Genomic DNA, 22,016 nt, shown 5'->3' on the forward strand with positions numbered 1-22,016 from the left:
GCTCTCTTTCTATGCCCGCTTTTTCCAATCTTTACCCCAACACAAATTTTACTCTAACAGGAATGCGCCCGAGGCGGATCAGGGAAACCTACAGGATCAGGAACACGAGCGCAATCAGCGCCAGATCCAGCAGCAGCCGCGGGCCGAAGAACCCGTACGGGCCGTACGGACCGTGCGGCGGACCTGCCCATCCGCCGCTTCCGAAGCCGGCCGCATAAGCCACATCCGGCTGCGCGGCGCCCGCCGGCTTCCCGCTGCGTTTCCGGCTCACGGACTGCCGCCGGGAGCGCCGCTTCCCGCCGGCATCGGCATGCAGATCGGGGCCATCGCCGCCCGCATCATCGTTCAGGACGAGCCGCCCGTTGCGGCAGCGGCTCAAGATCCCGACATGCCGCGTGCCGTCCTGCATGACGACGCACACCAGTTGTCCGCGGAACCGGTCAAGATGCTCTTCCGTGAGCGGAAAAATCGGTTCCATCCGCATCGCCTCCTTTCCGTCCGACATCGGCACAGGGGGACAGCTGCCGATTCAATATATTCACCCGGGGGCGGATGCGCCTCGTCATTTGCCCACCCGCGCGGATTCGGAAACGGCTTTCGCACGCGGCGGTCGGCCCATTTTTCAAAGGCATGGGTTTATAGCAAGGATTTATAAAGGATGCGCCTGCACGAGAGGACAGCGCCAGCCGTAATTTCTTGGATCACCTTTATCAATTTTTTTTTTTATAAAGGGTCAGATGGCGATCGGCAGGCGATTGTGATACACTACATAGCATGTAAAACATAGGCAGCCACCATATCCAATTCGGGAAAGAATGAGGGGAACGATGTCTGGTCAATTGAACCTGGGGCCGCAAGCGGCCAAAATGGAAGGCGCTGTCATTTATCTGTTCGGCGCAACCGGTGATCTTGCGAAACGCAAGCTTTACCCTGCCCTGTTCAGTTTATATAAGGAAGGAAAACTGGCCGAAGATTTCGCCGTCGTCGGCCTGGCGCGCCGGCCGCGCACGGACGAACAGTTCCGCGCGGATGTGCTCGCCTCGATCCAGGAGTTCTGCCGGTACAAACCGGATGACGAGGAACTGTGGAGCCGGTTCGAGAAGCACTTCGTGTACATGTCGCTGGACATCCATAACCTGGAAGGTTTCCGCGAATTGGTCGCCCTGACGCAGCGGCTCGAAGCGCAGTTCGGCATTCCGGGCAACCGGCTGTTCTATCTGGCGCTGGCGCCCGAACTGTTCGGCCCGGTGTCGTTCAACCTGCGCGAAGGCGGTCTGCTGGAGACGACCGGCTGGCATCGGCTCGTCATCGAGAAGCCGTTCGGCTATGACCGCGAGTCCGCGCGGGAGCTGAACGCGCAAATTACGCAGGTATTCCGGGAAGAGGAAATTTATCGGATCGACCATTACCTCGGCAAGGAAATGGTGCAGAACATCGAAGTGATCCGCTTCGCCAACGCGTTCTTCGAGCCGCTCTGGAACAACAAGCATATCGCGAACGTTCAGATCTCGCTGGCCGAGACGGTCGGGGTGGAGGACCGCGGCGGCTATTACGACAAATCCGGGGCGCTGCGCGACATGGCGCAGAACCATATGCTCCAGATGCTGGCGATGATCGCGATGGAGCCGCCGAGCCGGCTGCATCCCGAGGACATCCGCGACGAGAAAGTGAAGGTGCTCCGCTCGCTGCGGCCGTTCCGGAGCCCGGAAGAGGTGTACCGGAACGTCGTGCGCGGCCAATACACGGCGGGCACGCTCAAGGGCAAGCCGCTGAAGGGGTACCGCGAAGAAGATTCGGTCGATCCCGCATCGGTGACGGAGACGTATTTTGCGGCGCGGGTGTTCATCGACAACTTCCGCTGGGCCGGCGTGCCGTTCTACATCCGCACGGGCAAGCGGCTGCCGGTGAAGACGACCGAGGTCGTGATCGAGTTCAAGAACGCGCCGGCGGGCGTGCTGTTCCGAACGCGGAACGAGCTGGCGCCGAATCTGCTCGTCATCCGCGTCAATCCGATGGAAGGCATCTACATCAAAATCAACGCGAAAAAACCGGGGAGCGACGCGGACATCCAACCGGTGGCGATGGAGTTCTGCCAGAGCTGCCAGGTCGGCCTCAACACGCCGGAAGCGTACGAGACGCTGCTCTACGACGCGATCCGCGGCGACTCGACGTACTTCACCCGCTGGGACGAAGTCGATCATGCCTGGGCGTTCGTCGACCCGATCGCCGAGGCCTGGCGCCTGCCGGAGTCGGAGCTGCTCTTCTACCCGGCCGGCTCCTGGGGGCCGGAGCGCGCCGCGGAGCTGCTCGCCGAAGACGGCTATCACTGGTGGCCGGTGAACGGACAGGACGAAGACAACGTCATCTGGATCAGCAATACGAAATAACGGGCCGGTGCCGGAACCGCGCGCCTGAAACGGAGGGACGGACATGCAGCGGATCATCGACATTTCGATGACGATCCATGAAGGCATGCAGGTATACAAGAACAAGGATGAGAAACGGCCGAAAATCTACAACACGGTCAATCATCAGACGGGCAAGGTGCACGAGAGCCGCATCGACATCGATGTCCACTGCGGCACGCACGTCGACGCGCCGCTGCACATGCTGGCGGGGGGCGAAACGATCGAGACGATCGGGCTGGAGCAGCTCGTCGGACCGGCCCGCGTGCTCGACCTGACGCATGTGAATGACGCGATCACGAAGGAAGATCTCTTGCCTCACGGCATCCAGCGCGGCGAGCGGATTCTGCTCAAGACGAAAAGCTCGCTGACGGACGAGTTCCTGATGGACTTCGTCTACCTGCGCGAAGACGGGGCGCAATACCTGATCGAGCGCGGCGTGACGCTGGTCGGCACCGACGCGCTCGGCATCGAGCGGGCGCAGCCGGAGTACACGACGCACCGGCCGCTGCTCCGAAACAACATCGTCATCGTCGAAGGCCTGAGGCTCGGCCACGTCGAGCCGGGCAGCTACTGGCTCGTCATCGCGCCGCTCAAGCTGACGGGCATCGACGCGGCGCCGGCGCGGGCGTTCCTGATCGGATGAGGATAGCATGAACCGGATAAGCGGGTCTGCGAACCAGTTTCGCGGCCCGCTTGTTGTCTGTGCGGACGAAAATCCGTAAAATCGCAACTGATATCGGTAGTTCCCGACACGCTCCCGCGCGCCGTGATCTGCTAGATTGGATGTATGATCGGGAGGGCTGAACCGTGCGACTGCGCCCCAGACTCATCAATCCGCTGACCCGGCTGACCATGAAGCGGCAGCTCGTGCTGCTCTTTCTCATCATCATGGTTCCGGTCTTTGCCCTGCACCTGTACGGCGGCCGGAAAGCCGAGCAGATCCTGAAGAGCAACGTCACGAACGCCTATGTGGAGCTGAACAAGCAGAACTACAGTCTCATCGAGCGGGATATCGACGCGATCAACAAGATCACGCGGACGATTCTGCAAAACCCCGTCCTGCAGCAGCTCGGCCATCCGGAGCAGTATTCGGCGTACGAGCGGATCAAACAGTTCGAGGCGCTTGACGAGCTGCTGGCGAGCTATTCCACGGCGATGAGCGGATCGCGGGCAGTCGACTATTCGTTCTACGCATATGATCCCGACGGCTATTTCTCGTTCGCGCCGAGCACGCAGCTGTCGACGCGCGGGGTTTATTTTTTCGATGACGGGGAAATGCCGGACTGGTATCCGGAAGCGCTGGAGAAGAAGGGGACCGGATACTTGAAAATTTTCGCCGCATACGGCCCCGTCTCGAAACAGCCCACCCTTGCCTATGTGCGGGCGGTAAACAGCATCGAGCGGGCGGATCGGCCGATCGGCGTCCTGGTCGCGACCGGCGTCGAACATATCGTACGCGATTCCTTGAATACGGTTACATTGCCGGAAGGCGAAATCTTCTTCACGAACGGAGACGATCAGGTGCTGGCGTCGGGCGACGGCGCGATCGGTCACACAATCGACGTGCCGGGCAAGGAGAAAATGGCGTCCTACCAAGGGACATACAGCGCCGTGCACGAAGATCATATTTACGTTGTTCACTATAACGAATACCGGAAGCAGAAGCTGGTGTACCGGATGCCCGTCGAGGCGCTGCTCAGCCAGCAGACCGAGCTCAGGCAAGCGATCCAGACGATCACGGTCGGGCTCGCCTTCGCGGTCATGCTGATCATGTTCTATTTCTGGCGCTCGCTGATGACGCCGCTGCAGAAGCTGGTCGGCTTCTTCCGGATGTACGAACCCGGCGGATCGCTGCCGGAATACCGCGAGACGGGGCGCCATGACGAAATCGGCGTGCTGATGTCCTCCGTCCACGCGATGGCTTCCCGGCTCAACGCGTTGTTCGAGAATCAGTACAAGCTCGAGATCAAGCAGCGCGAGGCGCAGCTCAAGCTGCTTTACGAGCAGATCAATCCGCACCTGCTCTACAACACGCTCGAGAGCATCTATTGGAAATGTTCGCTCGACGGCCATTCCGAATCGGCGCAGATGATCAAGGAGCTGTCCCGGCTGATGCGCATCGCGCTGAGCCGCGGCAAGGAACTGATTCCGCTCCGGGACGAGCTGGAGCACGCCCGCGCCTACGTCAATCTGCAGAAAATGCGCTACGACTACGGTTTCCGCGTGCATTGGGACGTGGAAGAGGCGCTGCTTGCGACGCCGATTCCGAAGATCACGCTGCAGCCGCTCATCGAGAACGCCATCATCCACGGCGTCAAGGCGATGGAAGACGAAGGGGAGATCGCGGTCATCGGCCGCATCGAAGGCGGCTGCGCGGTCATCCGCGTCGCCGACAACGGCTACAAGGAAGCCGATCTTGAACTGCTGCGCCGCCTGGTAAGCGGGGAAGAGACCGATCCCGACCGCGGCTACGGCGTCCGCAACATTCAGCAGCGGATTCGGCTGCATTTCGGAGAGCCGTACGGGCTCAGCTACGAGAAGCGCGAGGGCGGCGGACTTGCGGCGAAGCTTGTGCTGCCGATTGGTCCGGAACCGAATGAATGAACAGGGGGAATGCCCGTGTACACCGTGCTCATCGTCGACGACGAACCGCTCATCTGCCAGGGAATCCGCAGTCTGCTCGCCGATTCCGGGCTGCCGATCCGAAACATCGTCACGGCGACGAGCGGCCATGAGGCGCTCGACCACGTCCGGATGGAGGACGTCGATCTGATCATCACCGACATCCAGATGCCCGGAATGAGCGGCATCGAACTGATGCACCAGGCGAAAATGATCAAGCCGTGGGTGCAGACGTTCGTCGTGTCGGCGCACGAGTCGTTCCAGTACGCGCAGATGGCGATCCGGCTCGGGGCGAAAGACTATCTCATCAAGCCGCTCGACCACGGCCAGTTCCTGGACCGGGTGCGGGACGTGCTGCTGACGGCGGAGAAACCGAAGGAGACCGGCCTTGCCGAGGGGGCGGAAGCCGTCCGCGAGCGGTTCCGCATGCGGGAGCTTAAGCCCCGCCAGATCGAAGCGCTGAAGGGGCTGCTCGAGGGAGCGCCGCAGGATGCGGAATCGCTGGAAGCGCTCGGGCTCGACGTCCGCGGGCCTTATTTTTCCGTAATCAAATTGCAGCTCGAGATCGAAGACCGTCCGTTTGCCGGAAAGGAGAAGGAGCTGCTGCGCTACGGCGCGCTCAACATCGTGTGCGAGCTGCTCGACGGCGAGTGGCGGCATCATGCGTTCTTCTCCGGACGGGACGAGATCACCGTCGTGCTGCAATGGGATTTGTCCCGGGATCAGGAAGCGTCCGTCAGTCCGATCCATCAGATGGAGATGCTCGCGCGGAGCATGCATCACAACCTGCGCAAGGTTCTGGGCATCGGCTGCACCCTCGGCATCAGCCAGGTGCTGACGGGGCTCCGGTATTTGCCGGAGCTGAATGAACAGAGCCGGAAGGCGATCGAATGGAACCGCAGCCATGACGACCATCATGTGTTCTATTACGGCGATCTGCAGCGGGGACCGGTTCGGGAAGATCCCACCGAGGAAGAGCTGCGCGTGCAGAACAACCGGATCGTCGAGACGGCGAAAGCCTACATTGACGAGCATTACGCGAAAAAAGGGCTGACCCTGCTCGAAGTGGCGCAACAGATCCACGTCAGCCCGAACTACCTGAGCTATCTGTTCAAGAAGTACATGGGCTGCAATCTGTGGGAATATGTCGTGAAGCTGCGGATGGAGGAAAGCCGGCGGCTGCTGCTGAACACCGACCTCCGGCGCTACGAGATCGCGGAGAGAGTCGGGTACGAGTCGCCGGAGCATTTCAGCAAGATGTTCAAGAAGTATTTCGGCGCAAGCCCGAGCGAGCTAAAGAAGTAAGATCAGCCATCATGTCGATAGAACCGCACATTCAACGCACGCGCCCTCGTCCCTACAATGGGAGAAAAAGAGAAAAGGGATGAGGGAAGCTGAGGAAATATTTCTGGGGCTGCATGTTTGTGCTGCCGGCGGCCGCGATCTTCATCGTATTCTTGTGGCTGCCGATTGCGAAAGGGTTCGTGTACAGTCTCTATCATGTCGACTTCGTCCACGGCAACACGTTCGTCGGATGGGACAATTACCGGACCGTGCTCAGCGACCGGGACCTCCTGGTCGCGGTCCGGAACACGCTCTATTTCGTCGGGCTGTGCCTGGTGATCGGCTTTTGGGTGCCGATTTTTTTTGCCCTGGCGGTATCGGAGCTGCGGCGGTTCCAGGGCTTCGTGCGCGCGTCCGCGTATCTGCCCAACGTCGTGCCGCTCGTCGTCCTGTACGGGCTCTGGCGGTGGTTCTACGATCCCGTAGGGCCGATCAACGCGGCGCTGCAGGCACTCGGCCTCGATTCCGTCGCTTTCATGACGGATCCGGACTGGTCGATGATCTCGATCGTCCTCATGGAGACCTGGCAGCAGTTCGGCTCGGCCATGCTGATCTATCTGGCCGCGGTGCTCAGCATTCCGAAGGACTGGTATGAAGCCGCCGAGATCGACGGCGCCGGGATCTGGGCGCGCATCCGCCACATCACGCTGCCGTCGATCCGCAACCTCGTGCTGCTCATGCTGGTCATGCAGCTGATCGCCACGTCGCAGAGCTACCAGTCGCAGCTCGCGATGCTCGACGGCGGACCGATGAAGGCGACGCTGACGTACGCGCTGCTCATCGTGAAGTACGCGACGACGAAGCTGGAGATCGGGGCCGCTTCCGCGCTCGGCGTGCTGATGTTCCTCGTGCTGGCCCTGCTTGCGGTCATCCGGAACCGTCTGCAAGACAAAGGAGCGGGTGCATGATGAGGAGCGGCAGAATGGTTGAGCGCGGCATTTTGTCCCGGTACGATTTTCGCAGGCCGGGCGTGAAGTTGGTATACGGTCTGGTCATCGTGATCATCGCGCTGATGGTCGTCTCCATGCTGAATCCGATTTTCGTGACGCTGTTCAACGGGCTGAAGACGAACGCGGCCGTGAACTCGTTTCCGCCGACCTTTTTCCCGGACGGATGGCATTGGCGCAACTACCGGGAAGGCTGGCAGTTCTTCGACATGCCGCTGTACTTGCGGAACACGCTGCTGATTTTCGGCGGGAATGCGATGGTCATCTTCGTCGTGCTGGGAGCGGCGGCGTTCAGTCTGTCCCATCTGCGGGTGCCGTACAAGCGGGCGGTCACGACGTTCTTCCTGATGACGCTGTTCATTCCGCCGACGACGTACATCATCCCGAACTTCGTCAACATCAAGGAGCTCGGGCTGATGAACAGCTTCTGGGCGTTCTGGCTGCCGGCGGGCGCCAACGCGTTCTATCTGCTGCTGCTCAAGACGTTCATGGACGGCATTCACCATGAACTGTTCGAGGCGGCGCGGATGGACGGCGCTTCCGACTGGCGCTGCTTCAGCCGGATCGCGCTGCCGCTGTCGGTGCCGATCTACTCGACGCTGGCGATTTTCATTTTCTCGACGGCGTGGAACGACTGGTTCTGGCCTTCGCTCATCATGCACAAGAGCACGATGTACCCGCTGTCGACCGCGATTTACAAATACGTCATCGGCGCGCGGCAGCTGGACCTGAACATCCGGTTCGCGATTCTGTCCATCGTCATGATTCCGCCGATCGCGGTGTTCCTGCTGTTCCAGCGGTTCATCATGCGGGGGCTGCAGCTGGGAAGCGTGAAGGGGTGACGGGCATCGGCTGTGTGCCGGGCGGCGGGTGCACCTTCGTAATCTTGCACACTAACGGAGTAGGAACGCACATTCAGCTCTTGAAGCGCTTGCACTATGATGGGGCTGTAACACGATCCAACGAATAGAAGGGGAGTTATCGGATGCGCAAGTTGATGGCATTGGCCTGCTGTCTCGTGCTCTTGGGAACGATCATCGCCGCTTGCGGCGGGGGCGGCGGCCAGAAGGACAATCAAGCGGGTTCGTCGGGCGGCTCGACTGCCGGGAACGGCCAATCGTCGGAGAGTACGGCCGATTCGTCCGGTCAGCAGGAGGAGGCGCCGGAGGAAGTGACGATCAGCATTTACTATCCGCTTCCGGACCAGACGGAGGCGCGGCGGCTGGAAGACGACAAGATCCGCCGCTTCCAGGAGAAGTATCCGCACGTCAATATCGTGAAGAGCGACTGGCACTACTCGGTCGACGAGATCGGCCTGAAGATGGCCGCCAACGAGGCGCCGACGTTCTTCAACACCTGGGCGACCGAGGCGAAATTTCTGGTGGAGAAGGGTTGGGCGGCCGACATTACGGAGCTGTGGAACCAATATCCGTACAAGGATCAGATCAACCCGATTCTGGCGAACCAATTCATCATTGACGGCAAAGTGTACGGCATTCCGCAGAAAGGCTACACGACCAGCATCGTGATGAACAAGAAGCTGCTGGACGACAAAGGCGTGCCGGTGCCGGGCTACGACTGGACGTGGGAAGACATGCTGCAGACCGCCCGGGCGGTGGCGGAGCCGGACAAGGGCATCGCCGGCATCGCGCCGATGGGCAAAGGCAACGAAGCGGGCTGGAACTGGACGAACTTCCTGTTCGAAGCCGGCGGCGAGATTCAGGAAGTGAAGGACGGAAAAGTGACGGCGGTGTTCAACTCCGAAGCCGGGCTGAAGGCGCTGGAGCTGTATCACCGGCTCAGATGGGAAGCGAACGCGATACCTCAGGACTGGGCGCTCAACTGGGGCGAAGCGGTCGGCGCCTTCGCGCAGGGGCGCACGGCGATGGTCATCGCGGGCGCGGAAGGTCCGCTCGATCAGGCGCTGAACCAGGGCGGCATGCAGCCGGAGAACGTGCTGACGTTCCCGATGCCCGCCTATGAGAAAGACGGCCGGCACATCGGGGTGCTGGGCGGCGACTGGCTCGTCATCAACCCGAACGCCACGCCGGCCGAGCAGAAGGCGGCTTTCGACTATATCACGTTCGACTATTTCACGGACGATTATCTGGAGTCGCTGGAGCGGGACATTCAGGCGCGCAAGGATGAGGGCAAGTTCTTCGTCCCGCCGCAGTTCAACTACTTCGACAACAACTCGGAGTACGGGCAGAAGGTGCAGGCGATTTTTGAACGGTACGACAACGTGTACAAGTACGATCCGGAATCGAACCGGCTGCTGGACGGCAAGCCGGAGGCGCAATATCATACGCAGGATTACTACGCGGCGATGACGAACGTCATCCAGAAAGTGTTCTCGGAGAAGGGCGTCGATCTGAAGAAAGAGCTGGATGCGGCGGCTGCGCAGGTGCAGGCGGATTATTTTGACAAGATTGTGATGGAATAGTTGTTGCGGGGCAGGGCGTTCTGCGGGTCGAGGGACCCGCGGGGCGCCTTGGTTTTTGTCTTTTGTCGGCGGGTGCATGGTCCGCGCACACATGATGACGGCGGTCAATTTCATGGGGAATGTTTGGTTTCGCGCGCCGGCAGTGGTATGCTCAGGGCGTGGAGTTTTTTGGAGGGATTGCTGATGTCGAAGTCCAGGCGCCTGCTGGAGCTGATGATGGCTGTCAACCGGAAGCGCCGGTTCAAAGTGCGGGAGCTGGCCGAAGAGTTCGGCGTCTCCACGCGGACGATGCTGCGGGATCTGCAGACGCTGAGCGAGCTGGGGGTGCCGCTCTATTCGGAGACGGGGCCGAACGGCGGCTATCAGGTGCTGCGGGAGCGGGTGATTGCGCCGATCGCGTTCACGGAAGGGGAAGCGGCCGCCGTCTTCTTCGCGATCCATGCGCTGCGCCATTACGCGGAGCTGCCGTTCGAGGCCGAGTCGGCGTCGGCGGAGCGGAAGTTCTATCTGAACATGCCCGGCGACATCCGGGAGCGGATCGACGGGATGAAGGACCGGGTCGACTTCCTGGCGCCGAAGCGGCGGGCCGAGGCGCCGTGTTTGGGGAGGCTGCTCGAAGCGGCCATCCGCGGCCAGGCGCTGCGGATCGAATACGAGGCGAAGAACGGCGCGGTCGAGCTGCGGCGCATCCGGCCGGCGCTGCTGTACGCGGACGACGGGTTCTGGTATTGCACCGCATACTGTTACGAGCGGGAGGATTACCGGGTGTTCCGCTGCGACCGGGTTCGCCGGGCGGAGCCTGACGGTCCGGATCTGCAGCCGCTCGATCCGGACGAGGTGCGGGAAGCCCGGCTTGGAGCCGCGACGGCGGGGGAGCGGATTCGGCTGCGGGCGAGGCTGACCGCCGAAGGCGTGCGCCGGTGGGAGAGCAAGCATTGGCTGGCGCCGATGGTCACGGTGGAGGGCGACGGCAGCGGGACGGTCGATGCGGAGGTGCCGCGCGGCGATCTGCCGTTCTTCGCGGAATTGTTCGTCGCGCTGGGAAGCGAGGCCGAGGCGGAAGGGCCGGAGGAGCTCCGGGCGGAAATCCGCAGGCGGCTGGCGGAGCGGATGGAGCGCTATCGGGAGTAGCGCGTGTCAAGATGGGCTGCGCGGGCGTTGCGGGCTGGCCGCGGATGGGGGCTGGAGGCATGATGCGGATGCCGTTGTCGGGGCCGGAAGCCGTGCGGGGTCGGGGAATAGCGGCCCGGCTGTGGCGCGCGAGTGAGCTCTAACGGAACGTGGTTCCGTTAGAGCCCGAAATCGTGCACCTGGCCGATCAATTCGCCGCCGGCCGCTCCGTGAAGATCTGGAACGTGACGCCGAACTTGTCCCTGACGATGCCGTATGCCGGGCTGAAGTAGATCGGCGCAAGCGGCGCGACGACCTCCCCGCCGTCCCTCAGCGCGTCGAAGATCCGGGTAGAGGCCGCCACGTCGGGCGCCGTAATGCAGATCTGGACGCGGGGACCGGCGTGCGCGGGCTCACCGGGCAGGCAGTCCGCGACGTACAGCTCGGCGCCGCCGAACACGAGCACCGAGTGGGTGACGCGTTCGCGGGCTTCGGCGGACAGCCCCTGGTCGTCGGCGTCCGGCGCCTCGCCGTAGGTCTTGACGAGGACGACTTGCGCGCCGAGAGCCGATTCGTAGAACCGGATCGCCTCCCGGGCCTGTCCGTCGAGCAGGATGAACGGAGTTGCCTTGTACGTCATGGTCATCTCTCCCTTGCGAGTTTGATCTTTGCGCCGGGCGGTTCAGGGGATGGAATCCGCCCGGTCCGAAGCCATTGTATCGCGGATTGGTGACAGGTACGGTCATGAATCCGGATGTGGTATAATTGGAATGTTATTTTGCTGAGGATGAGAAAGGACTGCGTGTATGAAGAGCGATGTGCTCGAAGAACTGCGGACGGAAGTGATGCGCCGCCGCACGTTCGCCATTATTTCCCACCCGGACGCCGGGAAAACGACGCTGACGGAGAAACTGCTGCTGTTCGGCGGCGCCATCCGCGAAGCGGGCAGCGTCAAGGCGCGCAAGGCCAACCGGCATGCGACATCCGACTGGATGGAAATCGAGAAGCAGCGGGGCATCTCGGTGACGAGCTCCGTGCTGCAGTTCGACTACAAAGGCCATCGGGTGAACATTCTGGACACCCCGGGTCACCAGGATTTCAGCGAGGACACGTACCGCACGCTGACCGCCGCGGACAGCGCGGTCATGCTGATCGACGCGGCCAAAGGGGTCGAGGCGCAGACGATCAAGCTGTTCCAGGTGTGCGCGAAGCGGGGCATCCCGATCTTCACGTTCATCAACAAGCTCGACCGGGAAGGCCGGAATCCGTTCGATCTGATGGAAGAAATCGAGCGGGTGCTCGGCATCCGTTCGGTGCCGATGAACTGGCCGATCGGCATGGGTCGGGAGCTGTGCGGCGTCTATGACCGGATGAAACATCAGGTCGAGCGGTTCCAGGGGAACAACCATGACACGATCGAAGTCCACAAGGTGGACGACTACCGGGACGAGAGCGTCCGCTCCATCGCCGGCGATTATTTGTACGAGCAGCTCTGCCAGGATCTCGAACTGCTCGATGTCGCGGGCGACCCGTTCGATCTGGAGAAGGTGCGGCGCGGCGAACTGACGCCGGTCTTCTTCGGCAGCGCGATCAACAATTTCGGCGTGCAGACGTTCCTCGAGAACTTCCTCGAGCTCGCGCCGGCGCCGACGCCGCGGAAATCGCAAAACGGCGAAGTGGAGCCGCTCAGCCCCCGGTTCAGCGGGTATATTTTCAAGATTCAGGCGAACATGAATCCGGCGCACCGCGACCGGATTGCCTTCCTGCGGATCTGCTCGGGACGGTTCGAGCGCGGCATGACGGTGCGGCATGTGCGGGCCGGACGCGAGATCAAGCTGTCGCAGCCGCAGCAGTTCCTCGCGCAGGATCGGGATATCGTCGAAAAGGCGTACCCCGGCGACATCGTCGGGCTGTTCGACCCCGGCATTTTCCGGATCGGCGACTCGCTGGCGGAAAAAGAGGACATCGTGTTCGACGAGCTGCCGACGTTCTCGCCGGAACTGTTCGCGAAGGTCACGGTCAAAAACGCGATGAAGCACAAGCAATACCAGAAAGGGATCGACCAGCTGACCGAGGAAGGCACGGTGCAGGTGTTCTATTCGACGAGCGGGTTCGACGAGACGATTCTCGGCGTCGTCGGCCAGCTGCAGTTCGAGGTGTTCGAGTACCGAATGAAAGTGGAGTACGGCGTCGACATCGAGCTGCACCGGATGCCGTTCCAGTTCGCCCGCTGGCTCGTCGGGGACAAAATCGACACGTCGAAGTTCCGCATCAACTCGACGGTGGTGCGGGACAAGAAAGACCGGCTCGTCGCGCTGTTCGAGAGCGAATATGCGCTGCGGACGGCGATGGAGAAAAATCCGGACGTCACGTTCCTCGAGACGGCGCCGTAATGGTGCGGCACGAATCGGGAATCCGTGAGGGTGCGGCGTAAAGAGGCGTAAAGAGGCGTAAAAAATGCAGCGCGGGCCGGAAAAACGCGGGCGTGCGGCGCAATCAGGCACAGGCCGGTATAAGCGGGAGATCGGCGCAATACCGGTGCAATACCGGCAGAGCGAAACAAGCGGAGGAGTTGAGCGGCATGGCACGGCAGGAGGCAAACCGCTGGTGGCTGGTGTTTACCGGTTCTTATACGCCGGCGGATCGGGAAGGTATCGAGACGCTGCTGTTCGATGCGGAACGGGGCGAGCTCAAGCGGCTCGCCGGATGCGGCGGCGTGGCAAATTCATCGTATCTGGCGTTCGATGAGCGCCGGTATGTGCTGTACGCGGTGAGCGAGCACGGCGAAGGCGAGGTGGCCGCGCTAAGCGTCGACCGCGCGACGGGCAGGCTCGCGCTCATCAACCGCCAGCCGTCCCACGGCCGCTCGCCGTGCTATGTCTGCCTGGAGCCGGATGGCTCGCGCGTGTACGTCGCCAATTATATGGGCGGCAACGCGTCGGTCTACCCCGTCCGGGAAGACGGCGGGCTGCTGCCGGCCTCCGACACGGTGCAGCATGCCGGCAGCGGTGTGCGTCCGGACCGGCAGGAAGCGCCGCATGCGCATTCGATCATGAGCGACCCGTCCGGCCGGTACCGGATCGTCTGCGATCTGGGCATCGACCGGCTGATGGTCTACCGGACGAGCCCGGACGGGAAGTTCGAACCGGCGGGCGCCATTCATACGACGCCGGGCGGCGGACCGCGCCATCTGGCGTTTCATCCGTCGCTGCCGCTCCTCTATCTGCTGGAAGAGCTGTCTTCGACGGTGTCGGTCTATGCCTTCGATGCGGAGCGGGCGGCCGGCGAGCTGCTGCAGCGCGTGCCGATGCTGCCGGAGGACTTCAAGGGAGCGAATCTGGCGGCGGACATCCATCTCGATCCCGGCGGCCGATGGCTGTACGCGTCCAACCGGGGCCACGACAGCCTGGCCGTCTACTCGGTCGGTCCGGACGGCCTGCTCACCTTCATCGGGCACGCGTCCACCGGGCGGACGCCGCGCAACTTCGCGCCGGTGCCGGACGGACGGCATCTGCTCGTCGCCGCGCAGGACGACAACCGGATCGACGTGATGCGCATCGGCCCGGACGGCATGCCGGAAGTCATCGGCGAGCCGTACGCCAGCGCGAAGCCGGTGTGCATCGTCATGACGCCGGCGCCGCCGGAGTTGGTATCGGCGGGCTGAAGTTCGAAATCGCAAGCCGTCCGTCCATTGACAACGGGCGGCTTTCCGATTATGATAAAAACCAAGTATTAGAATCGGATATATAAGATTAATGAGCGTCATGCGGGAGGGAACCGGGATGGAGAAATCGTTGACGCTGAAGTTCGAATCCCTGGAATTGGCGGCGACGCTGCATTATCCGGCGGGCGAGAAAATGGAAGAAGGAAGAGCGCCGGCGGTCATCATCTGCCACGGCTTCGTCGGCACCCGCATCGGCGTGGACCGGCTGTTCGTCAAGACGGCCCGGGCGCTGGCGGAGGCGGGCTACTACGCGCTGCGCTTCGATTACGGCGGATGCGGCGAAAGCACGGGCGACTACGGCTCGCTCGGCTTCTCGTCGATGATCGGACAGACGCGGACGGCGCTCGACTATGTGCTGGACATCTGCGACATCGACCCGCAGCGGGTGACGCTGCTCGGCCACAGTCTGGGCGGAGCGGTCGCGCTGCATACGGCGGTCAAGGACAGGCGGGTGCGGCAGCTCGTGCTCTGGTCGGCGGCGTTCCACCCGTTCAACGACATTGTGCGGATCGTCGGCCGCCATGTCTACGACGAGGCGATGGCGCGCGGCGAGGCGGACTATCTCGGCTATTCGCTGAAGCCGCGGTTCTTCGAATCGCTGGCCGAGCACCAGCCGTTCCAGGCGGCGCCGCATTTCACGGGCGATGTGCTGCTCCTGCACGGCACATCCGACGACGTCATTCCGACGGATTACACCTTCCTGATGCAGAAGCTGCTCTGGATGCGGAGCGAGGGAAGCTGCGAGAAGGAGATTTTGTTCCAGGCGGATCATACGTACTCGGCGCGAAAAGCACAGGAGGAAGCGATCCGGCACACGATCAACTGGTTGAACGGGCTGTCGGCCCGGCAGGAAGAGTGGCACCACTGGAGCATCTGAGCAAGGAAAACGGGGGGGTCCGGAGAAGGATCGCGCCGTTTTTTTTTCTTGGGCCTGCGGACGGTTTGTCGAAGAGCGGGCATCCTTTTGATGAGATGTGACGGGACAATTGGACAAGTTCTGTGGTTTAATAGAGACATCGGTGAAAAAACAGGGGATGACAAGGAAGGGATCGAAGCGTGAACAAACCGCGAAACGCCCGGAAGGTGCTGCTTCTGCTGCTTGCGCTGCTTCTGCTGCTGCTCGCGGCGGGATGCGGCGGCAAGCAGGAGAACAACGGGAATGCGGATCAGGATGCGGATCAGCAGGAGCCGATTGTGGTCCCGGAGCCGGAGCCGGAACCGCAGCCCGCTTATTTCGCGCCGCTGACCGGGCTTCCGCACGATGAAGAAGCGAAAAAGCGGCCGGTGGCGGTCATGATCAATAACTTGAAGCCGGCGCGGCCCCAATCCGGTCTGCCGCACGCCGACGTGGTGTGGGAAGTGCTCGCGGAAGGCGGCATTACGCGGCTGATTGCGATTTTCCAGAGCGATGAGGCGTATGACGGGGCGATCGGACCGATCCGCAGCATCCGCCCGTACATGATCGAGCTGGCGGAATCATACAACGCGGTCATCGTGCATGCCGGGGCGAGCACCGACGCTTACGGGATTTTGCGCAAGCAGAAGAAAGAGCATCTTGACGAGATCACGAACGCGGGCGCTTATTTCCGCCGCGACAAGTCGCGCAAGGCGCCGCACAATCTGTACTCGGATCTGCCGAATCTGCGCGCGGGCGCGGAGAAGCGGGGTTATGCTGCGGATGCGGCGATTCCGGCGTACCGTTTTCTGGACGATGAGGGAGACGGAACGACGGCGGGAAGCGTGCGGGAGATCGACATCCGCTTCCAGCTGAAAAACTACATCGTGACGTACCGTTATGACGAGAACAAGCGCCAGTATCTCCGGTTCATTGACGGCGAGCCGCATACCGATCTGGTCAGCGGGGAGCAGCTTGCGGCGACGAATCTGGTAGTGCTCGGCACGTCCCACAAGGTGCTTGACGATGAAGGGCGGCTGGCGGTGGATCTGGACTCCGGCGGTCCGGCCATGCTGATCCGCCGCGGCGAAGCGATCGAGTGCACGTGGGAGCGCGACGCAAGCGGCGTCATCCGGCTGATGAAAGACGGCGCCGAGCTGCCTTTCGCGCGCGGAACGATCTATTATCATGTCGTGCCGGACGCGAAGTCGCTGGCGGATCACGTGACGATCCGGCAGCCGGAGAACGCTTAGGCTTGCGTGCTGTCGCATGAGACTGTCACTTTACGTCCACTTAACATGGGACAGGCAGATGTGCTAAGATAAGTGAGGTTCATTCAGGCCAAGCCGATGGCGAAGGGGAGTTCCATGTTCAACCGTAAGAAAAGCATTTTTTTCCAGACGTTCGAAGAGATGGCGGATACGATCGTCGAGGCGGTCGAATATTTTCACAAGCATGTGGCGCAGCTGACCGACTTGACATCGTTCGCCCGCGACATGAAGGAATTCGAATCGAAATGCGACCGGCATGTACATACGATTCTGACCGAGCTGAACAAGACGTTCATTACGCCGATCGATCGCGATGACATTCTGAAGCTGACCGGTTCGCTGGACGACGTGCTCGACGGGATCGAGGCGCTGGCGTCCCGGTTCGAGATGTACCAGATCCGGGAGCATGACAAGTACGTGTCCGTATTCGCGGAGATTCTGGTCAAGTGCTCGCACGAGATCCGCAAGGCGGTTCATCTCCTCTCGCATAAGAAGCTGCTGGCGATGCGCCAGCATGCGATCGCCATCAACGAGCTGGAGAATGAGGCGGACGATCTGATGCGGGAGTGCATCAAATCGCTGTTCTCCAGCGTGACGGATCCGATCGAGCTGATGAAACGGAAAGAGATTTACGAGCGGCTTGAATCGACGACCGACTATTGCGAAGACGTGGCCAACACGCTCGAGACGATCATCATGCGGAACAGCTGACGGGCGCAGCGGACCGACACAAGGGGAATGGAGTAACAGATGCCAGCTTTCGATAGCATGTTTGTCATCGTCTGCGTCGTCGTTGTTTTGGCGCTTGCTTTCGACTTCATCAACGGGTTTCACGATACGGCGAACGCCATCGCGGCGAGCGTTTCGACGCGCGCCATGACGCCCCGGATGGCAATTATTCTGGCGGCCGTCATGAACTTCGTCGGGGCGATCATGTTCACCGGCGTCGCGAAGACGATCGGCGGCAAGGTTGCCGATCCGGCGACATTGACGCATGGCGTGCAGATTGTCATTGCGACGCTGATATCGGCCATCGCATGGAACCTGATCACCTGGTGGTACGGCATTCCGTCGTCTTCGTCGCACACGCTGATCGGTTCGCTGGCGGGCGCCGTCATCGCCTCGGAAGGGTTCGGCGGCGTGAACGCGTCGGGATTCACCAGCATCGTGCAGGCGCTTGTTTTCTCGCCGATCATTGCGTTTGCCGCGGGCTATATCGTCATGACGCTGCTCAAGCTGATCTTCGCCCGGGCGAATCCGCATCTGGTGAACAAGGGCTTTCGCTCAATGCAGATTCTGACGGCGGCGTTCCAGTCGTTCACGCACGGAACGAACGACGCGCAGAAGGCGATGGGGATCATCACGATGGCGCTTGTGGCGGCGCAGTACCAAGATTCGCTGGAGGTGCCGCTCTGGGTCAAGTTCTCGGCGGCGCTCGCGATGGCGCTCGGGACAAGCGTCGGCGGGTGGAAGATCATCAAGACGATGGGGACGAAAATTTTCAAGATCGAGCCGGTGAACGGCTTTGCGGCGGATACGACGGCGGCGAGCGTCATCATGACGGCGACGGCGACGGGGCTGCCGGTGAGCACGACGCACGTCATCACGTCGGCCATCCTCGGCGTCGGCAGCGCGAAGCGGTTCTCGAGCGTGAACTGGGGCGTTGCCGGGCGCATCGTGTCCGCGTGGATCATCACGATCCCGATTTCGGCCGTGATCGCGGCGATCGTGTTCAAGATTATCGAGTTTTTGTTCCTGTGAGTGCGTGTGGGGAACCTTTGCAGGGCGTTCGGATGGGCGCGGATGCGAAGGTTTTTTTGTTGGGCGCGGGGCGGTGCCTCTGCGGGAGCTGTAGCGTGGTATGCACGCTACAGGGACGCGGGCGGTGCCTGCGCGGTGGCTGTAGCGTGGTATGCACGCTACAGGGATGCGGGCGGTGCCTGTGCGGTGGCTGTAGCGTGGTATGCACGCTACAGGGACGCGGGCGGTGCCTGCGCGGTGGCTGTAGCGTGGTATGCACGCTACAGGGACGCGGGCGGTGCCTCTGCGGGAGCTGTAGCGTGGCATGCACGCTACAGCGTCAGGCGCTCGCGGACAAGACGATAGCAGCGGATGCGCTGCCGGTCGGCATGGAGCGGTTCCAGCAATCCTTTGGCCACAAGCCGTTTCATCAAGTGCCTCGTCCGCCATTCGCTGATCTTCAAATGGCGGCGCACATCAATGGGGTGCACCGGGCGGTCTTCCCGAAGCGCGAACCGTATTACTTCGCGTTCAAGCAACTCATCGGCGCTCACCTCTGTCAAGGAGCGGGTAACGCCGAGCGTCCAGATCTTGCCGAAAAATTGCTGCAACACCTGCTGGCATGTCCTGGGCTGGTCGCGGACCAGATCATAGGAGAAGCGAAGAACGTGCCATCCATCGATGATCAAATGATTTTGCCGCATCAATCCATCATCAAACTGCCGTCGCGACAGGTTTGAAGCGTGCGTGCTGAAACCGTCGATCTCGATGGCAAGTTTCACCTTGTCTTGAATCCAGGCGAAATCCACAAACCTCAGGTTGCCGCCAAAGTCGACCAACTCATATTCCGGATGCAGATGCTCGAAGCCACCAAAGAGCGGATACCAGACCAATTCCACAAACTTCTGTTCCGCGTGCCCAAGGCCTTCTTCCACCCGGCGTCTCCTCTCTCCGCTTCGCTGCTTCACATGCATGGCCAGCCACTGTTCATACGCGGTTTGAAAACCTATCTTCTTCGCAACCATACGGACATCTCCCCCTCGTATTCCGGCAGCGAAAAAGCCGCCCACCCGGACGTTCCCGTCCGAACGAGCGGCGTGCTTCGCAGCCATTCAACATCATGTGCTTTTTCTGAGTACCATTTTAAAGCACAAAATGCCCAAGCCTCAACCGTATTTTGGTATTGCGCTTAAAATTTGTCCTCCATTATGATGAAAGTGCGGCGCCGGTACAGCAGTCCAGCCGAGGCGGGCGGACTGAAAGCGGTGACCGGCGGTTCCATCCGCGTCAGTTCGAATATGGCGGTGATGCGTATAGGAGAACGGACGGGATAACGAATGACGCGCATGAACTTGAAAAAAGGGAAAGTGTATGGCGATCCTGTGAAGCATCGTACCTGCAGCACACGAATTTCGCTCTGACACCTGCACGGACGACAAACGTGGGAAAGGAGCGGATGCCACAGGGAAGTGGATCGAACGGGATAACACGTCATCATTGACGAGCGGAACTGATGTCGGAGTCGACTGCTTCGGAACAGATGACAGGCTGGTTTGACAAGTATCAGAACCGAGTCGTACAGCAAGAAGGCTTTGCCGGTGCCCGGTGAGGGACGGCAAAGCCTTCGTTTTCGTTGTCAGAACATCTCGTCGAAGCTCCGGATGCCGGCGCGTCTGCGCGATCCGCGCCGGGCTCTTCCGCTGCGCGGCCTTCGGCCGCCGCGCCGTCTGCGCCGGCGGGGGCGCCGTTCGGTGTTCGTGCTTGCGGCTGCGGCGGTCTTCTTCGAGCCCAGCGAACCGGCGAGCAATTTGATCATCGGCGCGAACTGCTGCACGGTGCCGACGATTTTCTGGACTTTCTGTATGGTGCTCAAAATGCCTTCGATGCCGCCCATCCGATCGATGATCAGCTTCAGATCCGCCAGATTCGGAAGACCGCCCGGCTTGGCTGCGCCCTGCGCCGGAATCAGTCCCGGATATTGCACGCTCTGCAGGTAGGCGGGCGGCCCGGCGAACGGATCGGCGGGCGGTCCGGCCTGCGGTCCCCCGGGAAAAGGAGCACCGGCGCCCGGCGGCTGGGTAAATCCTCGGTTGCCGGGCAAGTGCGTATAATGGTTCACGGTGATCACAACCTCTTTTCATGGGTATCGTTCATCCCCAGTGTATGCATGGGCATCCGTCGCGTATGGACGAATGCCCGGTAGCGGGCGGATTTGGATGGTGCGGGCCGCGCTCTCTTCGCTCCTGTAAAGCGCCAATACGGTAATGCTTGAAAAAACCGTGCTTCCGTTCTACAATGAGCTTACAAGGACGCTTTGAGGGGGACACCGGATGCAGCTCAAGAAGCTCAACGACAAAACGATCGACCAACTGTTCGAGGCGATTCTGACGCTGAAGACGGTGGATGAGTGCTATATTTTCTTCGATGATCTGTGCACGGTGAACGAGATCCAATCGCTCGCGCAGCGGCTGGAGGTGGCGCGGCTGCTCGGCCAGGGCGCGACGTACAGCCAGATCGAGGCCGAGACGGGAGCCAGCACGGCGACGATCTCCCGCGTGAAGCGCTGCCTGAACTACGGCACGGACGGTTACCGGCTGGCGCTCGGCCGCCTGGGACGCTGACGATGGGCGCAAGACCGGGCGTGCTCGTCATCAGCCACGGCTCACCCGACGCGGAATGGGTCCGGCTGGTCGACGAAGCGGTCAGAGACGTGCAGCTGCCGGAAGGCGTGCCGATCGTTACGTCGTTCCTGGAGTGCGTGGAAGGACGGCTCATCCAGGACGGGATCGACGAGCTGGAAGCGCGCGGCGTGGACGAGATGTTCGTGCTGCCGCTTTTTGTGTCGTCGGGCAGCACGCATGTCGACGACATCCGGCAGGCGTTCGGCCTGCCGCCGGCCGCGTTCCGCGCAGGCGAACTCGAGCCGTTCCGGGTGCGGGCGCGCGTCACGTTCGGCCTGCCGATCGACGACGATCCGATCATCGCGGAGCTGATCGCGGACAACGTGCGCGAGCTGTCGATCGCGCCGGAGCGGGAGGCGCTGCTGCTCATCGCGCACGGCAGCCGCGAGCGCGGCCTGAACCGCATCTGGCGGGACGGGATGCGCAAGCTCGCGGCGCGCGTGCGGGAGCTGGGCGGCTTCGCCCGCGCGGAGACGGCGATGCTGCTGCCGGATCAGGCCGCCTGCGTCATGCGGGCGCTGACGAAGCGGCAGGCGCACGCGGGAGGCGCAGCGCCGGCGGACGGCTGCTGCGCGGTGCCGGCCGCGGGACCGGAGACGGACGCGGTTATCGTGGCGCCGCTGTTTCTGTCGCGCGGTTATTTCACGAACACGGTGATTCCCGCGCGCCTGTCCGGGTTCGACTACCGGTACAACGGCAAGGCGCTGCTGCCGAATCCGGCGATTTCCCGGTGGATGGAGCGGCAGCTCGAAGGCTGGCTGGGCGGTGCCGGGCAGTCGGGCTGAAACGGAAAACGTGCCGGTTCGGCGGGGTTATTTTTTTCACGGAAGG

Annotated in this window: 20 protein-coding genes; 16 read left to right on the forward strand and 4 right to left on the reverse strand. The window is 61.8% G+C overall.

The features are described 5' to 3' along the window. Nucleotides 1-88: 88 nt before the first annotated feature. Nucleotides 89-478 (reverse strand): hypothetical protein, encoded by a 390-nt coding sequence (locus tag KJQ12_RS14625; RefSeq protein ID WP_213485428.1) that lies wholly within the window; start codon nucleotides 476-478, stop codon nucleotides 89-91. A 349-nt stretch (nucleotides 479-827) separates the two neighbouring features. Between KJQ12_RS14625 and zwf the strand changes: the two genes are divergently transcribed. The 8 genes from zwf (at nucleotide 828) to KJQ12_RS14665 (ending at nucleotide 10,895) form a co-directional block, all read left to right on the forward strand. Beyond that, nucleotides 828-2,387, forward strand: coding sequence for a glucose-6-phosphate dehydrogenase (zwf, locus tag KJQ12_RS14630; RefSeq protein ID WP_213485434.1), 1,560 nt, complete (start codon nucleotides 828-830; stop codon nucleotides 2,385-2,387). A gap of 43 nt (nucleotides 2,388-2,430) precedes the next feature. Further along, nucleotides 2,431-3,051: a cyclase family protein gene (locus KJQ12_RS14635; RefSeq protein WP_015253628.1), complete on the forward strand. Its 621-nt coding sequence runs from the start codon at nucleotides 2,431-2,433 to the stop codon at nucleotides 3,049-3,051. 164 nt (nucleotides 3,052-3,215) lie between these two features. Next, nucleotides 3,216-5,012 carry a sensor histidine kinase gene (locus tag KJQ12_RS14640; protein WP_244860629.1) on the forward strand — a complete coding sequence of 599 codons (1,797 nt, stop codon included), beginning with the start codon at nucleotides 3,216-3,218 and terminating at the stop codon, nucleotides 5,010-5,012. 15 nt (nucleotides 5,013-5,027) lie between these two features. Next, on the forward strand, nucleotides 5,028-6,335 hold the full coding sequence (locus KJQ12_RS14645) for a response regulator (RefSeq protein WP_213485435.1): 1,308 nt from the start codon (nucleotides 5,028-5,030) through the stop codon (nucleotides 6,333-6,335). A 113-nt stretch (nucleotides 6,336-6,448) separates the two neighbouring features. Next, entirely contained in the window at nucleotides 6,449-7,282 is an 834-nt protein-coding gene (locus KJQ12_RS14650) for a carbohydrate ABC transporter permease (RefSeq protein WP_213485436.1), read from the forward strand. Between the two features lie 14 nt (nucleotides 7,283-7,296). Then, the gene (locus tag KJQ12_RS14655; RefSeq protein WP_213485542.1) at nucleotides 7,297-8,163 is read left to right on the forward strand and encodes a carbohydrate ABC transporter permease; all 867 of its coding nucleotides are present in this window, start codon (nucleotides 7,297-7,299) and stop codon (nucleotides 8,161-8,163) included. Between the two features lie 143 nt (nucleotides 8,164-8,306). After that, nucleotides 8,307-9,764, forward strand: a complete 1,458-nt coding sequence (locus KJQ12_RS14660) for an ABC transporter substrate-binding protein (protein WP_015253634.1) — start codon at nucleotides 8,307-8,309, stop codon at nucleotides 9,762-9,764. 183 nt (nucleotides 9,765-9,947) lie between these two features. After that, nucleotides 9,948-10,895, forward strand: coding sequence for a helix-turn-helix transcriptional regulator (locus tag KJQ12_RS14665; protein ID WP_213485438.1), 948 nt, complete (start codon nucleotides 9,948-9,950; stop codon nucleotides 10,893-10,895). Between the two features lie 187 nt (nucleotides 10,896-11,082). Here KJQ12_RS14665 and KJQ12_RS14670 read toward each other — a convergent pair whose 3' ends face one another. Further along, complete coding sequence (locus tag KJQ12_RS14670) at nucleotides 11,083-11,514, reverse strand: VOC family protein (protein WP_213485440.1); 432 nt, start codon at nucleotides 11,512-11,514, stop codon at nucleotides 11,083-11,085. A 166-nt stretch (nucleotides 11,515-11,680) separates the two neighbouring features. Here KJQ12_RS14670 and KJQ12_RS14675 point away from each other — a divergent pair, with 166 nt between their 5' ends. The 6 genes from KJQ12_RS14675 to KJQ12_RS14700 all read left to right on the forward strand — a co-directional run bounded on the left by KJQ12_RS14675 (nucleotide 11,681) and on the right by KJQ12_RS14700 (nucleotide 18,525). Beyond that, nucleotides 11,681-13,267, forward strand: a complete 1,587-nt coding sequence (locus KJQ12_RS14675; protein ID WP_213485442.1) for a peptide chain release factor 3 — start codon at nucleotides 11,681-11,683, stop codon at nucleotides 13,265-13,267. Between the two features lie 188 nt (nucleotides 13,268-13,455). Then, the gene (locus KJQ12_RS14680; protein WP_213485444.1) at nucleotides 13,456-14,538 is read left to right on the forward strand and encodes a lactonase family protein; all 1,083 of its coding nucleotides are present in this window, start codon (nucleotides 13,456-13,458) and stop codon (nucleotides 14,536-14,538) included. A gap of 118 nt (nucleotides 14,539-14,656) precedes the next feature. Beyond that, nucleotides 14,657-15,475: an alpha/beta hydrolase gene (locus KJQ12_RS14685; protein WP_213485451.1), complete on the forward strand. Its 819-nt coding sequence runs from the start codon at nucleotides 14,657-14,659 to the stop codon at nucleotides 15,473-15,475. A gap of 179 nt (nucleotides 15,476-15,654) precedes the next feature. Next, nucleotides 15,655-16,746: a DUF3048 domain-containing protein gene (locus tag KJQ12_RS14690; protein ID WP_213485453.1), complete on the forward strand. Its 1,092-nt coding sequence runs from the start codon at nucleotides 15,655-15,657 to the stop codon at nucleotides 16,744-16,746. Between the two features lie 114 nt (nucleotides 16,747-16,860). Continuing rightward, nucleotides 16,861-17,475, forward strand: a complete 615-nt coding sequence (locus KJQ12_RS14695) for a DUF47 domain-containing protein (protein WP_213485456.1) — start codon at nucleotides 16,861-16,863, stop codon at nucleotides 17,473-17,475. Between the two features lie 39 nt (nucleotides 17,476-17,514). Continuing rightward, a complete protein-coding gene (locus tag KJQ12_RS14700) occupies nucleotides 17,515-18,525 on the forward strand; it encodes an inorganic phosphate transporter (protein WP_213485457.1) in 1,011 nt (336 codons plus the stop codon). Between the two features lie 311 nt (nucleotides 18,526-18,836). Here the strand turns inward: KJQ12_RS14700 and KJQ12_RS14705 are convergent, their stop codons facing one another. Then, entirely contained in the window at nucleotides 18,837-19,529 is a 693-nt protein-coding gene (locus tag KJQ12_RS14705; RefSeq protein ID WP_213485458.1) for a DUF559 domain-containing protein, read from the reverse strand. 611 nt (nucleotides 19,530-20,140) lie between these two features. Further along, a complete protein-coding gene (locus KJQ12_RS14710; RefSeq protein ID WP_213485460.1) occupies nucleotides 20,141-20,623 on the reverse strand; it encodes a tyrosine protein kinase in 483 nt (160 codons plus the stop codon). 211 nt (nucleotides 20,624-20,834) lie between these two features. Here KJQ12_RS14710 and KJQ12_RS14715 point away from each other — a divergent pair, with 211 nt between their 5' ends. Together KJQ12_RS14715 and KJQ12_RS14720 are read left to right on the forward strand one after the other, a co-directional pair. Then, nucleotides 20,835-21,125, forward strand: a complete 291-nt coding sequence (locus KJQ12_RS14715; RefSeq protein ID WP_015253644.1) for a YerC/YecD family TrpR-related protein — start codon at nucleotides 20,835-20,837, stop codon at nucleotides 21,123-21,125. Between the two features lie 2 nt (nucleotides 21,126-21,127). Then, nucleotides 21,128-21,970 carry a sirohydrochlorin chelatase gene (locus KJQ12_RS14720; RefSeq protein ID WP_213485461.1) on the forward strand — a complete coding sequence of 281 codons (843 nt, stop codon included), beginning with the start codon at nucleotides 21,128-21,130 and terminating at the stop codon, nucleotides 21,968-21,970. Nucleotides 21,971-22,016: the final 46 nt, after the last annotated feature.

It is taken from the genome of Thermobacillus xylanilyticus (genome assembly GCF_907165215.1).
In the GTDB taxonomy this organism is placed as follows: domain Bacteria; phylum Bacillota; class Bacilli; order Paenibacillales; family Paenibacillaceae; genus Thermobacillus; species Thermobacillus xylanilyticus.

What these genes read in the sequence shown, in the direction of transcription:
- KJQ12_RS14680 (WP_213485444.1), top strand. Translation starts at nt 13,456, where the DNA reads ATGGCACGGCAGGAGGCAAACCGCTGGTGGCTGGTGTTTACCGGTTCT.
- KJQ12_RS14660 (WP_015253634.1), top strand. Translation starts at nt 8,307, where the DNA reads ATGCGCAAGTTGATGGCATTGGCCTGCTGTCTCGTGCTCTTGGGAACG.
- KJQ12_RS14625 (WP_213485428.1), bottom strand. Translation starts at nt 478, where the DNA reads ATGGAACCGATTTTTCCGCTCACGGAAGAGCATCTTGACCGGTTCCGC.
- KJQ12_RS14635 (WP_015253628.1), top strand. Translation starts at nt 2,431, where the DNA reads ATGCAGCGGATCATCGACATTTCGATGACGATCCATGAAGGCATGCAG.
- zwf (WP_213485434.1), top strand. Translation starts at nt 828, where the DNA reads ATGTCTGGTCAATTGAACCTGGGGCCGCAAGCGGCCAAAATGGAAGGC.
- KJQ12_RS14670 (WP_213485440.1), bottom strand. Translation starts at nt 11,514, where the DNA reads ATGACGTACAAGGCAACTCCGTTCATCCTGCTCGACGGACAGGCCCGG.
- KJQ12_RS14650 (WP_213485436.1), top strand. Translation starts at nt 6,449, where the DNA reads ATGTTTGTGCTGCCGGCGGCCGCGATCTTCATCGTATTCTTGTGGCTG.
- KJQ12_RS14665 (WP_213485438.1), top strand. Translation starts at nt 9,948, where the DNA reads ATGTCGAAGTCCAGGCGCCTGCTGGAGCTGATGATGGCTGTCAACCGG.
- KJQ12_RS14675 (WP_213485442.1), top strand. Translation starts at nt 11,681, where the DNA reads ATGAAGAGCGATGTGCTCGAAGAACTGCGGACGGAAGTGATGCGCCGC.
- KJQ12_RS14655 (WP_213485542.1), top strand. Translation starts at nt 7,297, where the DNA reads ATGGTTGAGCGCGGCATTTTGTCCCGGTACGATTTTCGCAGGCCGGGC.
- KJQ12_RS14720 (WP_213485461.1), top strand. Translation starts at nt 21,128, where the DNA reads ATGGGCGCAAGACCGGGCGTGCTCGTCATCAGCCACGGCTCACCCGAC.
- KJQ12_RS14700 (WP_213485457.1), top strand. Translation starts at nt 17,515, where the DNA reads ATGCCAGCTTTCGATAGCATGTTTGTCATCGTCTGCGTCGTCGTTGTT.
- KJQ12_RS14705 (WP_213485458.1), bottom strand. Translation starts at nt 19,529, where the DNA reads ATGGTTGCGAAGAAGATAGGTTTTCAAACCGCGTATGAACAGTGGCTG.
- KJQ12_RS14695 (WP_213485456.1), top strand. Translation starts at nt 16,861, where the DNA reads ATGTTCAACCGTAAGAAAAGCATTTTTTTCCAGACGTTCGAAGAGATG.
- KJQ12_RS14715 (WP_015253644.1), top strand. Translation starts at nt 20,835, where the DNA reads ATGCAGCTCAAGAAGCTCAACGACAAAACGATCGACCAACTGTTCGAG.
- KJQ12_RS14685 (WP_213485451.1), top strand. Translation starts at nt 14,657, where the DNA reads ATGGAGAAATCGTTGACGCTGAAGTTCGAATCCCTGGAATTGGCGGCG.